Annotated in this window: 12 protein-coding genes and 2 pseudogenes; 10 read left to right on the top strand and 4 right to left on the bottom strand. The window is 70.9% G+C overall.

Annotated elements, in window-relative coordinates; translation table 11 throughout:
• Positions 1–112: 112 nt before the first annotated feature.
• The 10 genes and pseudogenes from folP to ACGFZK_RS03480 form a co-directional block, all read left to right on the top strand.
• Positions 113–894, top strand: a pseudogene (folP, locus tag ACGFZK_RS03525) (dihydropteroate synthase); the annotation flags it as partial.
• 88 nt (positions 895–982) lie between these two features.
• Positions 983–1,621, top strand: a complete 639-nt coding sequence (locus ACGFZK_RS03520; RefSeq protein WP_393847145.1) for a TetR/AcrR family transcriptional regulator — start codon at positions 983–985, stop codon at positions 1,619–1,621.
• Complete coding sequence (locus ACGFZK_RS03515; protein WP_393847144.1) at positions 1,618–2,475, top strand: alpha/beta fold hydrolase; 858 nt, start codon at positions 1,618–1,620, stop codon at positions 2,473–2,475. Before ACGFZK_RS03520 ends, ACGFZK_RS03515 begins: the two co-directional genes overlap by 4 nt.
• Before the next feature lie 2 nt (positions 2,476–2,477).
• The gene (locus tag ACGFZK_RS03510) at positions 2,478–2,957 is read left to right on the top strand and encodes a hypothetical protein (protein WP_393847143.1); all 480 of its coding nucleotides are present in this window, start codon (positions 2,478–2,480) and stop codon (positions 2,955–2,957) included.
• A gap of 528 nt (positions 2,958–3,485) precedes the next feature.
• Positions 3,486–4,520, top strand: a complete 1,035-nt coding sequence (locus tag ACGFZK_RS03505; RefSeq protein ID WP_393847142.1) for a LacI family DNA-binding transcriptional regulator — start codon at positions 3,486–3,488, stop codon at positions 4,518–4,520.
• Positions 4,521–4,687: 167 nt separating this feature from the next.
• A complete protein-coding gene (locus ACGFZK_RS03500) occupies positions 4,688–6,481 on the top strand; it encodes a ribulokinase (protein ID WP_393847141.1) in 1,794 nt (597 codons plus the stop codon).
• 7 nt (positions 6,482–6,488) lie between these two features.
• Entirely contained in the window at positions 6,489–7,157 is a 669-nt protein-coding gene (locus tag ACGFZK_RS03495; protein ID WP_393847140.1) for an L-ribulose-5-phosphate 4-epimerase, read from the top strand.
• 11 nt (positions 7,158–7,168) lie between these two features.
• On the top strand, positions 7,169–8,674 hold the full coding sequence (gene araA, locus ACGFZK_RS03490) for an L-arabinose isomerase (RefSeq protein ID WP_393847139.1): 1,506 nt from the start codon (positions 7,169–7,171) through the stop codon (positions 8,672–8,674).
• Positions 8,675–8,713: 39 nt separating this feature from the next.
• Complete coding sequence (locus tag ACGFZK_RS03485; RefSeq protein WP_393847138.1) at positions 8,714–10,246, top strand: family 43 glycosylhydrolase; 1,533 nt, start codon at positions 8,714–8,716, stop codon at positions 10,244–10,246.
• 31 nt (positions 10,247–10,277) lie between these two features.
• Positions 10,278–11,348 (top strand): annotated as a pseudogene (locus ACGFZK_RS03480) (family 43 glycosylhydrolase); the annotation flags it as partial.
• Here the strand turns inward: ACGFZK_RS03480 and ACGFZK_RS03475 are convergent.
• From ACGFZK_RS03475 to chvE, 4 genes are all read right to left on the bottom strand, one after another.
• Positions 11,344–12,843, bottom strand: coding sequence for a SpoIIE family protein phosphatase (locus ACGFZK_RS03475; protein WP_393847270.1), 1,500 nt, complete (start codon positions 12,841–12,843; stop codon positions 11,344–11,346). The pseudogene ACGFZK_RS03480 and the gene ACGFZK_RS03475 sit on opposite strands and share 5 nt — an antisense overlap.
• 724 nt (positions 12,844–13,567) lie before the next feature.
• Positions 13,568–14,818 (bottom strand): multiple monosaccharide ABC transporter permease, encoded by a 1,251-nt coding sequence (gene mmsB / locus ACGFZK_RS03470; RefSeq protein ID WP_393847137.1) that lies wholly within the window; start codon positions 14,816–14,818, stop codon positions 13,568–13,570.
• A gap of 3 nt (positions 14,819–14,821) precedes the next feature.
• Complete coding sequence (gene mmsA / locus ACGFZK_RS03465) at positions 14,822–16,369, bottom strand: multiple monosaccharide ABC transporter ATP-binding protein (RefSeq protein ID WP_393847269.1); 1,548 nt, start codon at positions 16,367–16,369, stop codon at positions 14,822–14,824.
• A gap of 96 nt (positions 16,370–16,465) precedes the next feature.
• Positions 16,466–17,542 (bottom strand): multiple monosaccharide ABC transporter substrate-binding protein, encoded by a 1,077-nt coding sequence (chvE, locus tag ACGFZK_RS03460; RefSeq protein ID WP_393847136.1) that lies wholly within the window; start codon positions 17,540–17,542, stop codon positions 16,466–16,468.
• Between the last annotated feature and the right edge of the window lie 410 nt (positions 17,543–17,952).

Genomic DNA, 17,952 nt, shown 5'->3' with positions numbered 1-17,952 from the left:
AGGAGGTCCAGGTGAAGGTGACCTGGTCGCCGGCCTTCAGCTTGAACTGGCAGCCGCGGAGGGGCGTCGGGGCGCCGTCGAGGGTCTGCCCGACTGGGACCGCTGCGCGGTCATGGGCGTGGTCAACGTGACCCCGGCCTCGTTCTCCGACGGGGCCACTGGTTCGACACGGCCGCGGCCATCAAGCGCGGCCCGAGCCTGGTGGCCGACGGCGCCGACCCGGTCGACATCGGCGGCGAATCGACCCGTCCCGGCGCGTCCCGCGTCGACGAGCACGAGGAGTTGCGTCGGGTCGTCCCGGTCGTCCAGGGGCTGGCCGCCGAGGGCGTCATGGTGTCCGTCGACACCCTGCGCGCGGCCGTCGCCCGGCGGGCGGTCGAGGCGGGCGCGGTCCTCGTCAACGACGTCAGCGGGGGCCTGGCCGACCCCGCCATGATTCCGGCCGGGGCAGCCTGCGGCGTCCCCATCGTCCTGATGCACTGGCGCGGATGCAGTCACGACATGGACAGCCGTGCCGTCTACGGGGACGTGGTGGCCGAGGTCGTCTCAGAGCTCCGCGACCGCATCGACGCCGCCGTCGCCGCGGGCATCGCACCGGAACGGCTCGTGGTCGACCCGGGACTCGGCTTCGCCGAGGAAGCACGGCACGACCTCGGCCTGGTGGCCGCTCTGGCCGACCTGCGCGCCCTGGGCCGGCCGGTACCGGTCGCCGGTTCCCGCAAGCGGTTCCTCGGGCACGTCCTGGCGGACGCGGACGGGACTCCGCCTCCGGCCCATCGACGGGACGCGGCAACAGCCGCTCTGTCAGCCATCGCCGCACACCAGGGTGTCCGGGCCGTCCGTGTCCACGACGTACGGGCAACGGCGGACGCGGTCAGGGTCGCCCGCGCGGTCACCCCCCCTGCGCGCAGGTTTGCCCGACTCTCTCTGGAGGCACCTCTAAATTTGGAAGAGTCTCCAAGTTTTCAGGGAGGGAGTGGGCATGCAGACCGTGCGCGTGCAGACAGCCGGAGGAGGGCTGCGCGAGCGGCACAAGGCCCGGAGACGGGTCCGGATTCTCGACGCGACGCGCGAACTCCTGCGGGAGAGCCCGGAATCGGTGGTCACTACCGAGCGGATCGCCGAGCGAGCGGAGGTCTCCCCGGCCACCGTGTACAACCTGATCGGACCGCGGGAGAAGATCTGGGAGGCCCTCGCCGACGGGTTCACGGACGAACTCGAGGACCGCCTGGCGGCGCTGGAAGCCGGTGACCCGCGGGAGGTCGTCAGGTCGACCGTCCAGCTCTTCGTCGGCGACCCGGTCGTGTCCCGTCGCATGGTGCGCAGCTGGGAGGAAAGCGGCCTCGTACTCGACCGCAGTCCGCTCGTCCAGCTCCGCCGGGCGATGGCGGACGCACGGACGCAGGGTCTCCTGCACGCCGACGTCGACACCGACGCGCTGGCCGCCGTGGTCAGCGCCTCGTGCGTGGGTGCACTGCACCAGTGGGTCGCCGCCCTGATCGATGACGACCGGTTCCTCGCACGTGCCCTGTTCGCGCTGGACGTCGCGCTCGCCGCGGCGGCTGCGGATCCTTACCGCGACCAGCTGCTGGCGCCGCTGCGAACCGGGGGCGCGGTATGACGGCCGGCGCACCGCCACGGCCGCGGGACTTCGTGGGCCACGGCGGGATCCGGCTCGCGGCGGACGTGTGGGGCGAGGCCTCCTGTCCCCCTCTCGTCCTGCTGCACGGCGGCGGCCAGACGCGGCACGCCTGGGACCGGACCGGTCCCCGGCTGGCCGCGCTGGGGTGGCGGGCCGTCGCCCCGGACCTGCGAGGGCACGGCACCAGCGCATGGTCGGCCGACGGAGACTACGCCCTCGACCTGTTCGCCGAGGACGTCCGGGCGATCGTCGCCGAGCTCGGTAGCCGGCCGGTGCTCGTCGGCGCCTCGCTCGGAGGCCTGGGTTCGCTGCTCGCCGCCGGAGAGGCACCGCAGGCGGCGATCCGCGCCCTGGTGCTCGTCGACGTCGCCCATCGACCGGATCCCCGCGGGTTCCGCCGGATCGTCGCGTTCATGCGCGGCCATCCGGACGGATTCGCCGACGTGGGGGAGGCGGCCGCGGCGGTGTCCGCCCACCAGCCGCACCGCCCGCGTCCGTCCGACCCCGAGGGGATACGGACCAACCTGCGGCGCCACGGCGACCGCTGGGTGTGGCACTGGGACCCGCGGATGGTGGACAGCTTCGAGGGCCGGATGGACCCGCCGGGCATGGCGGAGCGTCTCCTCGACGCCGCGCGCCACGCCGACGTGCCGATCCTGCTCGTCCGCGGCGGGATCAGCGACGTGGTGCGCGAAGACGTCGCCGAGGAGTTCTGCCGCAGGGTTCCCCACGCGCGGCGCACCGATGTCCTCGGCGCCGGGCACATGGTGGCCGGCGATCGGAACGAGCACTTCCTCGATGCGATCGTCCCGTTCCTGGAAAGGGTCGAGTGAGCGTGGGGACGAGCGGGGAGGACCGGCGGACCCACGGTCCGAGCAAGGAGGAAGTCCTCGCGGCCGTGGAGTCGCCGGGACTTCCGTCGACCGCGGAGGAAGTCGCCGAGCGGGTCGATGCGATGGCCGGACATGGTGACGGTGCGTCGCCGGCCTCGGTGGAAGTGGAAGCGGTGCTCGGCCTGCTGCGCGAGCTGGAGAGGACCGCGCAGGTCAAGAGCTACACGCCGGAACAGTGGAGGGCCCTGGGAGTCCGTACGGCCCGCGTGGCGCCCTATACGAGGCTGTGGTGGTCGGTGGACAAGTGGCGGGAAACCGCTGTCGCCGGAGCGCAGCGGTACCAGGAGAACAGGCGCGGTGATGAGCCGCAGTGGACAGGGGATCGGGAAGGCCCGGTCCGCAAGGCGGTGGACAGGATGCTGGAACAGCGCCGCAGGCGGGAGCGGTCCCGCAACCCCTTCGAAGGCCCGGGCGCCGGCTGACGACGTCGCCCGGTCCGTCTACGTGCACGCGTGCGGCCCGGCCCCGAGGGTGCGGGGACCGGGCTGCGGGCCGGCGGGTGCCGTGCTCCGTGCCTGTGACCCGGCCTGGGCCGTTGTCCGGGCGTGAGTACGACGTGGGTCCGTGCCTTCCTGCCTGCCGCTCTCGGGGCTCCGCTGATGTCGGACGTCGTCCCTGTTGGGCGAAGCGGTGTGCTCGGGGGCAGGCGCGTGATCGTTCAGTTGCAGGGGGAGGTGGAAGCAGCGTGATCGCCTGGCCGCTGTCGCCCTGCACACGGGCGAAAGCCCTCCGGCGGCCCCCTTCGCGACCGGGCCCGTCCCGCTGCACCTCCAGGGCCGAGCCCTGTGATCGTGAACAATTACACTCACCTTCGTGGCGTCCTCGTGCAGACACCACCGCGATACCGGTGCGCGCACCAGGGCCCGGGTCAGCCGCCGCGGGCTTCGTCGACGAGAGGGCTCTCAGTGGGAACGGGAAGTACGGAACAGTCTGAGCCACGCCAGCCTGTGATGGCCGATGTCGCGCGCGTCGCCGGTGTTTCACATCAGACGGTGTCGCGGGTGCTCAACGGCGCGCCCCACGTCCGGCCCGGCACGCGAGAGCGGGTGCTGGCGGCCATTCGCGAGCTGGACTACCGCCCCAATGTGGCGGCCCGAACCCTGGTGACCCGTCGGTCCCAGACGCTCGGCGTGGTCAGTTTCGGCAGCGCCCTCTACGGACCGGCCTCCATGCTGGACGGCATCGAGCAGGCCGCGCGCAGCGCGGGCTATTTCGTCAGTGTGGCGAGCCTCCGGTCACTGGACACGCGCTCGGTGCAGGAGGCTGTGGACCGGCTCCGGGACCAGGGTGTCGAAGGCATCGTGGTGATCGCGCCGCAGACGACGGCGGTGAGCGCGGTCGCCCAGCTGTCCACGGCGGTGCCCGTCGTCGCGGTCGGGGCCGGCAGCGGTTCGCCCGTACCCACGGTCTCGGTCGACAACGAGGCGGGGGCCGAAGCCGTCACGCGGCACCTGCTGGACCTCGGGCACGCCACGGTCCACCATATTGCCGGCCCGCCGGGCTGGCTGGAGACCGCGACTCGGCAGGCCGGCTGGCGCAAGGCCCTCGAGGCGGCGGGAGCCCCGGTGCCCGAGGCCCACCCCGGGGACTGGAGTGCCCGCGGCGGTTACCAGGCGGGCCTCCGGTTGGCCGCGGACCCCGCAGTCACCGCGGTGTTCTGTGCAAACGACCACCTGGCGCTGGGGCTGCTGCGCGCGCTGCACGAAGCGGGTCGGGCCATCCCGGGGGACATCAGTGTGGTCGGTTTCGACGACATCGCCGAAGCCGCGTACTTCGCCCCGCCGCTGACGACGGTCCGTCAGGACTTCGGTGAACTGGGCAGGCGGGCGCTGGAGCTGCTGGTAGACGAGGTGACCCGGAGCGGCCGCCCGAGCGGTGCGGCGGCCGGCAGGGGGCGCGCCGGGTCGCCGGAGTCCCCGGGCAGGCACGTCCTGGTGCCCACGGAAATCGTCCTGCGTCGCAGCTCGGGCCGCGCGCCGCGCTAGACCGGAATGCGGGCCCGGATCCAGAAGGGCCCCGGCATCTGCGCTGGTCAAGGGCCCCTCGGATGCTCCGGACGCACTGAGGTCGTCAGTCAAGATTGGGTAACGCTGTAGACGGGAGCCCTTGCCCCGGCCAATTGTGAGCGTTAACAATCGACCCAAGGCGGACCATGCCCGCCGCCCCCTCCGTCGCCCGGTGGTCATTGCGGGGCGCTGGGCTCCGTACAAAGGATGTGAACGTGACCTCGTCTCGCTCTCCGGCCGACCGGGACGCCGTGCGCTACGTCGTCGGCGTCGACTTCGGTTCGCTGTCCGGCCGTGCCGTGGTGGTTCGGGTGCACGATGGCGAGGACGTCGGTACCGCCGTCCATGAGTACCGCCACGGCGTCATCGACCGCCAACTGCCCACCACCGGGGTAGCCTTGCCGCCCGACTGGGCGCTCCAGCACCCCGACGACTGGCGCGAGGTGCTGCGCACCGCCGTCCCGGACGCCGTCGCCTCCGCGGGAGTGGACCCCGGGCTCGTCATCGGCATCGCGACCGACTTCACCGCCTGCACGGTCCTGCCCGTGCGGCGGGACGGAAGGCCGCTCTCCGAGACCGGCCTGGGCCACCGCCCCCACGCCTGGCCCAAGCTCTGGAAGCACCACGCCGCCCAGGGGCAGGCCGATCGGATCAACGACCTGGCCCACCTGCGCGCCGAGAAGTGGATCGCCCGCTACGGCGGCAGGATCTCCGCCGAATGGCAGTTCGCGAAGGCGCTGCAGGTACTGGAGGAGGACCCGCAGACGTACGCGGCGACCGAGCGCTGGATCGAGGCGGCCGACTGGATCGTCTGGCAGCTCACGGGCACCGAGACCCGCAACACCTGCACTGCCGGCTACAAGGGCATCCACCAGGACGGCAGGTACCCGAGCGAGGACTACCTCGCCGCCCTGCACCCGGACTTCGGGGACTTCGCCCGTACCCGCCTGGAGCATCCGCTCTCCCCGCTGGGCTCCCGGGCCGGCTCGCTCACCGCCGAGGCCGCCGCCTGGACGGGCCTCCCCGAGGGCATCGCGGTCGCCGTCGGCAACGTCGACGCCCACGTCGCTGCCGCCGCGGCCCAGGCAGTCGAGAACGGCCGGCTGCTCGCGGTCATGGGCACCTCCACCTGCCACGTGGTGAACGGCGCCGCGCTGGCCGACGTTCCCGGCATCTGCGGCGTCGTGGACGGCGGGATCGTCGACGGCGCGTACGGCTACGAGGCGGGACAGAGCGCCGTCGGCGACATCTTCGCCTGGTGGCTCGCCCAGGGCGTCCCGGCCGGTTACCAGGCGGAAGCCGATGCCCGCGGCGAGGACCTGCACCAGCTGCTGACCCGCAAGTGCGCCGGCCAGCCCGTCGGTGGTCACGGCCTGGTCGCCCTCGACTGGATGAACGGCAACCGCTCCACCCTGGTGGACCACCACCTCTCCGGCGTCATCGTCGGGCTCACCCTGGCGACGCGGCCCGAGGAGGTCTACCGCGCCCTGCTGGAGGCCACAGCCTTCGGCACCCGCACCATCGTCGACGCCCTGGAGCGGGGCGGGGTACCGGTGCACGAGTTCATCGTCACCGGCGGCCTGAAGAGGAACGCCCTGCTGATGCAGATCTACGCCGACGTGCTCCGCCGCCCGGTGTCCCTCGCGGCCTCCGCCCAGGGCCCGGCCCTCGGCGCCGCCATCCACGCGGCCGTCGCCGCCGGCGCACACCCTGACGTACGCGCCGCCGCGGCGGCCATGGGCCGCGTCCAGCGGTCCGCCTACCTGCCGGACCCCGGCCGGGCCGACGCCTACGACGCGCTGTACGCGGAGTACTGCGCCCTGCACGACCACTTCGGCACCGGCCCCGACAAGCAGCTGCACCGGCTGCGTGCCCTGCGCAACGCAGCCCTCACGGCCCCGAGCCCCGCCGCCCCGCCCTCCCCGACCGAGAGGCCCTGAACCGCTCATGACGTCACCCATCGAGCAGCTGCGCCGCGAGGTCAGCGACCTGCACCAGGAACTGGTCCGCTACGGCCTCGTCGTCTGGACGGCCGGGAACGTCTCCGCCCGTGTACCGGGTGAGGACCTGATGGTGATCAAACCCAGCGGGGTCCCCTACGAGGACCTGACCCCCGAGCGGATGATCGTCTGCGACCTGGACGGGGGAGTGGTCGAAGGCGACTACGCCCCCTCCTCCGACACCGCCGCGCACGCCTACGTCTACCGGCACATGCCGCAGGTGGCGGGGGTGGTGCACACCCATTCCACCTACGCCTGCGCCTGGGCGGCGCGCGGCGAGGCCGTCCCCTGCGTGCTGACCGCCATGGCCGACGAGTTCGGAGCCGAGATCCCGGTCGGCCCCTTCGCGCTGATCGGGGACGACTCCATCGGCCGGGGCATCGTCGAGACGCTGCGCGGACACCGCTCGCCCGCCGTCCTGATGAAGAGCCACGGGGTCTTCACCGTCGGCAAGGACGCCAAGGCAGCGGTCAAGGCGGCCGTGATGTGCGAGGACGTAGCCCGCACGGTCCACATCTCACGCCAGCTCGGGGAGCCGCTGCCCCTCGCGCAGGGCGACATCGACGCACTGAACCACCGCTACCAGAACGTGTACGGACAGCAGGCCGGCCGATGAGGAGCTTTCCCGTGGCAACGCTCGAAGACCGCGAAGTGTGGTTCCTGACCGGCAGCCAGTCCCTCTACGGGGAGGAGACCCTGCGCCAGGTGGCCCGGCAGTCCCAGCAGATAGCCGAAGCCCTCCAGGGCGACCCCGGCATCCCCGTCCGGATCGTCTGGAAGCCCGTCCTCACCGACGCCGAGGCGATCCGCCGCGTCTGCCTGGAGGCGAACTCCGACGACGCCTGCATCGGGCTGATCGCCTGGATGCACACGTTCTCCCCGGCCAAGATGTGGATCGCCGGGCTCGACGCGCTGCGCAAACCCCTCCTCCACCTCCACACCCAGGCCAACGTGGCCCTGCCCTGGTCGTCCATCGACATGGACTTCATGAACCTCAACCAAGCGGCGCACGGCGACCGGGAGTTCGGCTACATTCAGTCCCGCATCGGCGTGACCCGCAAGACCGTCGCGGGTCACGTCAGCGACCCGTCCGTGGCCGCCCGCATCGCCTCGTGGGTCCGGGCGGCCGCGGGGCGGGGCGAACTGCGCGGCCTCAGCCTGGCCCGCTTCGGCGACAACATGCGGGACGTCGCCGTCACCGAAGGCGACAAGGTGGAGGCGCAGCTGCGCTTCGGCGTCTCCGTCAACACGTACGGGGTCAACGACCTCGTCGAGACCGTCGACGGCGCCGCGGAGGCCGATGTCACCGAGCTCGTCAAGGAGTACGAGGACACCTACCGGGTCGCACCCGAACTGCGGTCGGGCGGGGACCGCCACGCCTCGCTGCGCTACGCCGCGCGCATCGAGCTCGGCCTGCGCGCGTTCCTCACCGAAGGCGGCTTCCGTGCCTTCACCACCAACTTCGAGGACCTCGGGGGCCTGCGGCAACTGCCGGGGCTGGCCGTGCAGCGTCTGATGGCCGACGGGTACGGCTTCGGCGGCGAGGGGGACTGGAAGACCTCGGTCCTGCTGCGCACGCTCAAGGTGATGGCACAGGGGCTGCCCGGCGGGGTGTCCTTCATGGAGGACTACACCTACCACCTGGAACCCGGCAGGGAGCTGATCCTCGGCGCGCACATGCTGGAGGTCTGCCCGACGATCGCGGCCGCGGTTCCCTCCTGCGAGGTCCACCCGCTGGGGATCGGCGGCCGGGAGGATCCCGTCCGCCTGGTCTTCGACGCGCACACCGGTCCGGCGGTGGTCGTCGGGCTCGCCGACATGGGCGACCGGTTCCGCCTGGTCGCCAACGAGATCGACCTGGTCGAGCCCGCCGAGCCCCTGCCGAACCTGCCGGTGGCCCGAGCCGTGTGGCGGCCCCGGCCGGACCTGCGGACCTCGACCGAAGCCTGGCTGATCGCCGGAGCCCCGCACCACACCGTGCTGTCGAGCGCCGTGGGCACCGAGGAACTGGGTGACCTCGCCGACATGCTCGGCACGGAGTTGCTGGTCATCGACGGGGACACCGGCATCCGCCGGTTCACGCAGGAGATGCGCTGGAACCAGGCCTACCACCGGCTGGCGCAGGGTTTCTGAGCCTGCCACCTCCGCGCCCGCCGTTCAGAAGGGACACACGTGATCCACTTCCGCTCGCGCCGCACCGCGTTACGCCGTACCGCACTACGACCTTCCCGTCCGCCGCTCTGGATCGCCCTGTCGGTCGTCCTGCTGGCGCTGCTCCCGACCACGGCGGTCGCCGGCGGCCCTGCCGAGGCCGCAGCCGGCCGGACGTACACCAACCCGGTGAAGGTCCAGAAGGGCGCCGACCCCTGGCTGCAGTACCACGCGGGCAACTACCACCTGGTCGCCTCGACCTTCACCGGCGAGATCACGATGCGCAAGTCGCCGACTCTGGAAGGTCTTTCCACCGCCCCGAGCGTACGGGTGTGGTCCGACGACACCCCCTCGCGCAGCACCAACATCTGGGCGCCGGAGATGCACTTCGTCGACGGGCGCTGGTACCTCTACTACTCGGCCGCGCAGGCAGGGTCCGCCTGCTGCGACTCGCAGCGCACCCACGTGCTGCAGAGCGCCGGCAGCGATCCGATGGGCCCGTACACCTACAAGAACATCCTGACCGGCGCCAACCTGGTACCCGGCGGATGGCTGATCGACGCGAGCCTGCTGCGGGTCGGCGAGAGGCTGTACCTGCTGGGCAGCGGCTTCGTCAACGGCAGCCGGCAGAGCCTGGTGATCGCTCCGCTCAGCAACCCCTACACCCTCAGCGGTCCGTTCAGGGTCATCTCCAGTCCCACCCTGAGCTGGGAGGGCCAAGGCGGATCGGTCAACGAGGGCCCCGAGCCGCTGTACCACGAAGGCCGGACGTTCCTCACCTACTCCGCCTCCAGTTGCAACACGCCGGACTACAAGCTGGGCCGGCTGGAGCTCACCGGCGCAGACCCGCTCAGCGCCGCGTCGTGGACCAAGGCACCCGCCCCGGTGTTCCAGCGCAGCGACGCGGCAGGGGTGTACGGGCCGGGCCACAACGGGTTCTTCACCTCCCCGGACGGAAGGGAGAACTGGCTCGTCTACCACGCCAACGACACCACCGCAGGCGGCTGCGACAACAGGCGCACCACACGGGCCCAGAAGTTCACCTGGCGCCCGGACGGCACACCGGACTTCGGCAGTCCGGTCGCCGCCGGAACGCCCCTGCCCGCCCCGGCGGGCGAGACGGGGACCGCCCCCGCCGCATACACGCTGGTGAACCCCCACAGCGGTAAGTGCCTGGACCTGGCGAACGGGTCCTCCGCCGACGGAGCGGACGTGAGGCTGTGGTCGTGCAACGGCAGCGCCGCGCAGAAATGGCGCTTCGAGGACCAGGGGGACGACACGAGCCGGTTGACCAACGCGGCCAGTGGCAAGGTGCTCGACGTGGCGGACTGCTCCACGGCCGACGGAGCGGAGCTGCGCCAGTGGACCTGGCTGGACAACGCCTGCCAGCGGTTCCGGCTCATCGCCGGCGCCGGCGGCCTGCTGCGGCTGGAGAACGCACACAGCGGGAAGGTCGCCGACGTCGCCGACTGCGGCACCCGCGACGGCACGGAAGTCCGCCAGTGGACCCGGCTCGCCGGCCCCTGCCAGGAGTGGCAGCTCCGGACCGGCTGACCCGGCGACTCCGTACGGAAGAGGAGAAGACATGACCGGAACACTCCTGTACGGCCGCGTCCTCGCGGCCGTGGCGGCCCTGCTCACCGGCGTCGTACTGCCACTCCCCGCCCACGCCCTGGCGGGCCCGCACAGCCCCGCCGCCTACACCAACCCGCTGGCCGAGCGGCGTGCGGACCCCCAGATCCTCAAGCACACCGACGGCTACTACTACTTCACGGCCACCGTCCCCGAGTACGACCGCATCGTCCTGCGCCGCGCCACCACCCTCCAGGGACTGTCGACCGCGCCGGAGACCGTGATCTGGACCAGGCACGCCACCGGTGAGATGGGGGCCCACATCTGGGCCCCCGAGATCCACTTCGTCAACGGCAAGTGGTACGTCTATTTCGCCGCCGGCCGGAGCGACGACATCTGGAAGATCCGGATGTACGTGCTGGAGAGCTCCGCGGCCAATCCGCTGACCGGCGGCTGGACCGAGAAGGGGCGGATCGCCACGCCCATGGACACCTTCGCGCTGGACGCCACCACCTTCGTGGTGGGCGGCATCCGCTACCTCAGCTGGGCGCAGAAGGATCCGGCCATCGCCACCAACTCGAACGTGTACATCGCCAGGATGGCGAACCCCTGGACCATCTCCGGCACACCGACCCGTCTGACGGTTCCCACCCACTCCTGGGAGACGGCCGGCTTCAAGGTGAACGAGGCTCCCGCCCTCATCGAGCACGCGGGCAGGGTGTTCCTCAGCTACTCCGCTTCCGCCACGGACAGCAACTACTGCCTCGGCCTGCTCTCCGCATCGGCGTCGGGCAACCTCCTGGACCCGGCCGCGTGGACCAAGAGCCCGACCCCGGTCTTCACCAGCAACACCGCCACCGGCCAGTACGGGCCGGGACACAACTCCTTCACCAAGACCGAGGACGGCAGGAGCGATGTCCTCGTCTACCACGACCGCGGTTACAAGGACATCTCCGGCGACCCGCTGAACGACCCCAACCGCCGTACGCGTATCCAGAAGCTGTACTGGAATGCCGACGGCACTCCCCACTTCGGCGTCCCGGTCGCCGACGGCGCCGCACCGTACGGCCTCGGCTCCGTCAACCCATGAGCTGTTCCGTCCAGATGGTCTTGCCGGCCGCCGTGTACCTGCTGCCCCAGCGGTGGGTGAGCTGTGCGACGAGGAACAGGCCGCGGCCGCCCTCGTCGGTGAGCTGCGCCCGGCGCAGATGCGGCTGCGTCTGCGCCGGATCGGAGACCTCGCAGATCAGCACGCGGTCCTTGATCAGCCGCAGACCGACCGGGCCGCCCGCGTACCGGATGGAGTTCGTGACCAACTCGCTGACGATCAGCTCCGTGGTGAACACCAGATCCTCCAGTTCCCAAGCGGTCAGCTGGTCCGAGACGAGCCGGCGGGCCCGCCCGACGAGAGAGGGGTCGGCGGGCAGCTCCCACACGGCGGTGGCGTCGGCGGACACCTCCCTGACCCGCACCACGAGCAGGGCGAGCTCGTCGAGCGTCGGCTCGCTCGCCAGGGCGCCCAGGATGCCGCGCCCGACCTGGTTGACCGGCAGCCCACGGTCAGCGCCCTCCCGCGCCCCTGCACCGATCACCCCCCGCTGCCGCTCGGAGCGGTCGGTGCCCTTGGCGAGCGCGCCACCGCAGAAGACGAGCACATCGCCGGCTCCCAGGCGCAGCTCCACCGGTTCGAACGGCTGCCCGCCGGTGCCCAGGACAGGGCCCGGACGGTAGGTCACCGTGCCGCTCCCGGCGCCTCCCCGGGCGGCCAGCACGGGCGGAGCGTGGCCGGCGCCTGCGAGCACGCAGGTACGGGACACCGGATCGTAAGTGGCGTAGAGACACGTGGCACCGGTCAGCGCGCTGGGCGCCCCCGCGGCCGGTTCCTGGCGGTCGTCGTCCTCGATGAAACGTACGACGAGGTCGTCCAGGTGGGCCAGTAGTTCGTCCGGACTGAGATCGAGATCGGCCAGGGTCTGCACCGCCGACCGAAGTCGCCCCATCGCGGCCGTGGCGTCGAGGCCGCGTCCTTCGACCGTGCCCATGACGAACGCAAGTCGTGTGGAGGGGAGTTGGATCACGTCGAACCAGCTGCTGCCGACGGCCGCGGTCGTGGCGCCGGCCACGTGGACCCCCGAGGTCTCGGCGCCGGTGACGTCCATGACCGGCCTGGGCAGGAGACTGCGCTGCAGAGTTTCCGCGGTACGGCGCTCACGGGTGTACCGGCGGGCGTTGTCCATGCTGAGCGAGGCCCGGGAGCCGATCTCCTCCGCGAGGACCGCGTCCTCCTGGTCGAAAGGGCGGCGCTCTGCGGTACGCCACAGGACCAGGGCGCCGAGCACCGAGCCGCGTGCTCTCAACGGGACCAGCATGAGAGAGGCCGACCGAGGCGGGAGCATCAGCCGTACGCGCTCCTCCTCTCCGGCGAGCACCGCGCGCAGCTCGGTCAGGTCGGGGATGAAGAACGCCGAGCCCCCGCGCAGGTGGGAGCTCTCGACGTTGCCGAGGCGGATGGTGTCGCCTACGCAGTGGCTCTCGGCCGGCCACCGCCCGTCGGCGGCCCGCACGGCGACGCGCCGCATCGGCGCTGCGGCGACCAGCTCTCCGGGCTCCTCGCCGAGCAGCACGGGTCGGGTGAGGTCGATGGCCGCGAGGTCGGCGAACGCGGGGACGAGCACGTCCACCAGCTGCTCGGCGTCGCGCACCATGTCCAGGGAGCTGCCGATCTCCGCGGCGGCCGCGTTGAGCAGCGCCTGCCGTTCGGCGGAGCGCTGGTCAGCGGGGGGCGCAGGGGGCGACCGGCGGACGTCTCCGGCGACGGCGACCGGTACCGAGTCGGCCGGATCTGCGGGCCGCAGGCGCAGCAGGAACCGCGCCGACGAGCCCTCCATCAGGGTGATGATGTCGACGTCGGCATCCAGGTGCCCGCCGTCCGCCCGCCGCAGTCGTGCGCGGGCGCGACGCTGGGCACCTCCGACAGCTCCGGCGATGAGCCGGGCCCACAGGTCGACATCCTCGAAGAGCACGTCCGCGTCGAGCTGACCGGTGTGGGGACCGCCGACCTGAGGAGCGCCCAGGAGAGCCGCCGCCGAGCGTGTGCCGGTCAGGACCCTGCCGGCGGAATCGAGTACCAGCACAGCCGTGGGGAAGTCCGCTGCTGCGACGGGATCTCCCGGGCCGTTGTCGCTCACTGGTTTCTCACTCCGGCTGGGATCGGCGGCGCCCCTGATCTCATTGAACACCTCGCACGCAGCGTGGGCGCGGCGGCCGGGGCGGTGCGCTTCCGTCCGTCGTCGGTCGCGTCTCTCAGGAGCCGGCCTTGCGCTTGTTCCATACGTCGAAACCGACCGCCGCCAGCAGAACGAGGCCCTTGATGACCTGCTGGTAGTCCGTGCCTATGCCCACGAGCGACATCCCGTTGTTCAGCACGCCCAGCACGAGCCCACCGATGATCGCGCCGAGTACGGTGCCGACACCGCCGGACGCCGAAGCGCCGCCGATGAAGGCCGCCGCGATCGCCTCCAGCTCGAAGTTGATGCCCGCCTGCGGCGTCCCCGCGTTGAGACGGGCGGCGAAGACCAGTCCGGCCAGCGCCGCCAGGACGCCCATGTTGACGAAGGCGAGGAAGACGATCCGCTTGCTCTTGACGCCGGACAGCCTGGCGGCGGGCTCGTTGCCACCGATGGCGTACGTGTGACGGCCCAGGACGGAGTTGCGCATCACGTAGCCGAAGGCGACCAGGAGCACGCCCAGGATGAGCAGCACGATCGGGAAGCCGTGGTAGCTGGCGAGCAGCAGGGTGAAGACCGACACCGCGGTGGCGATCGCCGCCAGCTTGACGAGGAAGAAGCCCATCGGCAGCAGCCGCAGTCCGTAGGCGGCGGCCTGCCGGCGGCCTCGCACCTCCTGCACGACGGCCAGCGCGAGCACGCCGAGTCCGAGCAGCAGGGTGAGGTTGTGGTAGTTCGTGTGCGGTCCGGCCTCAGGCAGGAAGCCGCTGCTGATCTGGCGGAAACCCCGGGGGAAGGGGGCCACCGACTGGCCCTGGAGCAGGATCTGCGTCCCGCCCCGGAAGAGCAGCATCCCCGCGAGGGTCACGATGAACGACGGGATGCCCACGTAGGCGATCCAGAAGCCCTGCCATGCTCCTGCCGCGGCCCCGATGAGGAGCGCGGCGGCGGCGGCCACGGGCCAGGGGATGTCGTGGTGCACCATCATCACCGCGGCCGCGGCGCCGACGAAGGCGGCCAGGGACCCCACCGACAGGTCGATGTGGCCGGCGATGATGACGATCATCATCCCGATGGCCAGGATGAGGATGTAGCCGTTCTGCTGGATCAGATTGGTGACGTTGAGCGGTTTGAGCAGTGTTCCGTCGGTCCAGACCTGGAACAGCACGATGATCAGCGCCAGCGCGACGAGCATGCCGTACTGCCGGATGTTGCCGCGCAGGAGGTGCGCGAGGAGGACGCGCGGACCTTCAGGCGTGCTGGTGTCCTTGTTCCCGCCAGGGGCGGTAGCCGCGGCATCGATGGCGGGGCTCTGGATCTGGGTCATGCGTCACACCTGCTCGTTCTGGATTGCGGCGCCCACGGTCATCAGGCGCATGAGGGATTCCTGGGTCGCGTCCGCTCGGGTCGTCTCGCCGGTGATGCGCCCCTCGGCCATGGTGTAAATGCGGTCGCACAGGCCGAGCAGCTCCGGCAGTTCCGAAGAGATCACCAGTACGGCCTTGCCCTGGGCCGCCAGCTCGGCGATCACCGCGTAGATCTCGGCCTTCGCACCGATGTCGATGCCCCGGGTGGGCTCGTCGAGGATGAGCACTTCGGGCTCGGAGAAGATCCACTTGCTGAGGACGACCTTCTGCTGGTTCCCGCCGCTGAGCTTGCCGGTCTCCGCGAACACCGAGGGCGCCTTGATGTTCATGGTGCGGCGGTACCCCTCGGCGACGCGCGTCTCCTCGTGCTGGTTCACCCAGCCCCGGCGGGAGACCTTGCCGAGCGCGCTCAGCGAGATGTTGCGGCGGATGTCCTCCGAGAGGTTGAGCCCGAGGTGCTTGCGGTCCTCGGTCACGTACGCGAGGCCGTGGGAGATCGCCTCGGGGACCGTACGCGTACGGATCTCCTTGCCGTCGAGCAGGACCCGGCCGCCGGTGTGGCGTCCGTAGGAGCGCCCGAAGACGCTCATCGCGAGCTCGGTCCGGCCTGCGCCCATCAGGCCCGCCATGCCGACGATCTCGCCGCGCCGGACCGTGATCGACGCTCCGTCGACCACCCTGCGGTGCACGTCGATCGGGTGCAGGACGGTCCAGTCCTCGACCGTCAGCGCGACCTCGCCGATGTCCGGGGTGCGCTCGGGATAGCGGTGCTCCAGGTCGCGGCCGACCATCCCGCGGATGATGCGGTCCTCGGAGATGCCCTCGGCGTCGACCGAGATGGTCTCGATGGTCCGGCCGTCGCGCAGGATGGTCACGGCGTCGGCGACGCGCGCGATCTCGTTCAGCTTGTGCGAGATGACGATGCAGGCGATGCCCTGGGCCTTGAGCTCGATGATGAGATCGAGCAGTTTGCGGCTGTCCTCGTCGTTGAGCGCGGCCGTGGGTTCGTCCAGGATCAGCAGCCTGACCTCCTTCGCAAGGGCCTTGGCGATCTCGACGAGCTGCTGCTTGCCCACGCCGATGTCCGCGACGCGGGTCTGCGGGTTGTCCGGCAGGCCGACGCGTTCGAGCAGGGCCCGGGCGTGGGTGAGCGTCCGATGCCAGCTGATGAAGCCCCGCGAGGCGTGCTCGTTGCCGAGGAAGATGTTCTCTGCGATGGACAAGTAGGGGACGAGCGCAAGTTCCTGATGGATGATCACGATGCCGCGGCGCTCGCTGGACCGGATGTCGCCGAAGGTGCACGGTTCGCCCTGGAACCGGATCTCGCCTTCGTAGGAACCGTGCGGGTGCACGCCGCTGAGCACCTTCATCAGGGTGGACTTGCCTGCCCCGTTCTCGCCGCAGATGGCATGGACCTCGCCGGCGGCGACGGTCAGGTTGACGTCCGACAGCGCCTTGACGCCGGGGAAGGACTTGCTGATCGAACGCATCTCGAGGACGGGTTCGGCCATGGTGGTGAGTCCGTTCGACTGGGGTGATGCGGCGGACCGGTCGGGGCTGCGCCGCATCACCGGCTCTTCGGCCCCGGTGGGTGGGCCCGGTGGCGGCTACTTCAGCTGGTCGGCGGTGTACTGCCCGGAGTCGACGAGCAGCTTCTGGTAGTTCTCCTTGTCTACGCTGACGGGCTGCAACAGATAGGAGGGCACGACCTTCACCCCGTTGTCGTACTGCTTGGTGTCGTTGACCTCGGGCTGGTGACCGGTGAGCAGAGCGTCACCCATCTGCACGGCCACCTTGGCGAGTTCGCGGGTGTCCTTGTACACGGTCTGAGTCTGTTCGCCGGCGATGATGGACTTCACGGAGGCGAGCTCGGCGTCCTGGCCGGTGACGATGGGCAGCGGCTTGCCCGCGCCGCCGTAGCCGACTCCCTTGAGGGACGACACGACGCCGATCGAGATGCCGTCGTAGGGCGAGAGCACCGCGTCGACGGTGGCGGACGTGTAGGCCTTGCTGAGCAGGTTGTCCATCCGGGACTGGGCGACGCCGCCGTCCCACCGCAGGGTGGCTGCCTGGGTGAATTCGGTCTGGGCGCTCCGGACGACGAGCCGCTTGGCGTCGATGTGGGGCTGGAGGACGCTCATGGCGCCCTGGTAGAAGAACGCGGCGTTGTTGTCGTCCGGTGATCCGGCGAAGAGCTCGACGTTGAAGGGGCCCTTGCCGTCCTGGAGGCCGAGCCGGTCGGCGATGTACGTGGCCTGCAGGACGCCGACCTTGTAATTGTCGAAGGTGGCGTAGTAGTCGACGTCCCCGGTGCCACGTATGAGGCGGTCGTAGGAGATGACCCGGATCTTCGCGTCGGCTGCCTTCTGCAGCACGTCGCTGAGCGAGGAGCCGTCGATCGGAGCGATGACCAGCAGTTTGGCGCCCTTGGTGATCATGTTCTCGACCTGGGCCACCTGGTTCTCGACGACATTGTCGCCGAACTGCAGATCCGTCTTGTAGCCCTTGGCCTGGAACTGCTTGACCATGTTGGTGCCGTCGTTGATCCAGCGCTCGGAGGACTTCGTCGGCATGGCGATCCCGACCAGGCCCCCCTTGGCGCCGCCCGCGTCCGCCTCGCTCCCGACGCCGTTCGCGCTCTGGCCGCAGGCCGCCAGGGTCAGGCCGAGCACTGTCACAACCACACCTGTCGAGATTCTTCGCACGTTTCCTCCAGTGGAGCGCCGGGACGCGGCGCGGTGAGGGGGCCTGGCCCGGGTGGCCCGGCGGGTTCCCGGGCGGCGGGGCCTACGCCGGCCGCTGGGGGGTGCACTGCCCGACCAGGCTGTTCCGGCCTGGCGTGAGACGATTGTTAACGCTCACAACTTTGTCGTCAAGGCTCCCGGGTCACGTTTGCGAAGCCATCGCACAGCCCCTTCGGGCCCCTGAGTCCCGGGCCCGGGCCGCCCCGCCGCCGCTTTCGGCGCCGGAGCGGCGGGTCCTCAGCCTCGTGCGGGCTCACGGAACACATGGCGCCCGGGTGGGTGCGCCTGTCCTGGCGGGGTCGGCGCGTGCGGCTGACGGGCCGGATGCGTTCACGGACGTGTCAGCACGC

Origin of the sequence: Streptomyces sp. NPDC048257 (genome assembly GCF_043201855.1) — a bacterium.
Lineage (GTDB): Bacteria > Actinomycetota > Actinomycetes > Streptomycetales > Streptomycetaceae > Streptomyces.
This window is presented reverse-complemented; position numbering and strand designations above follow the sequence as displayed.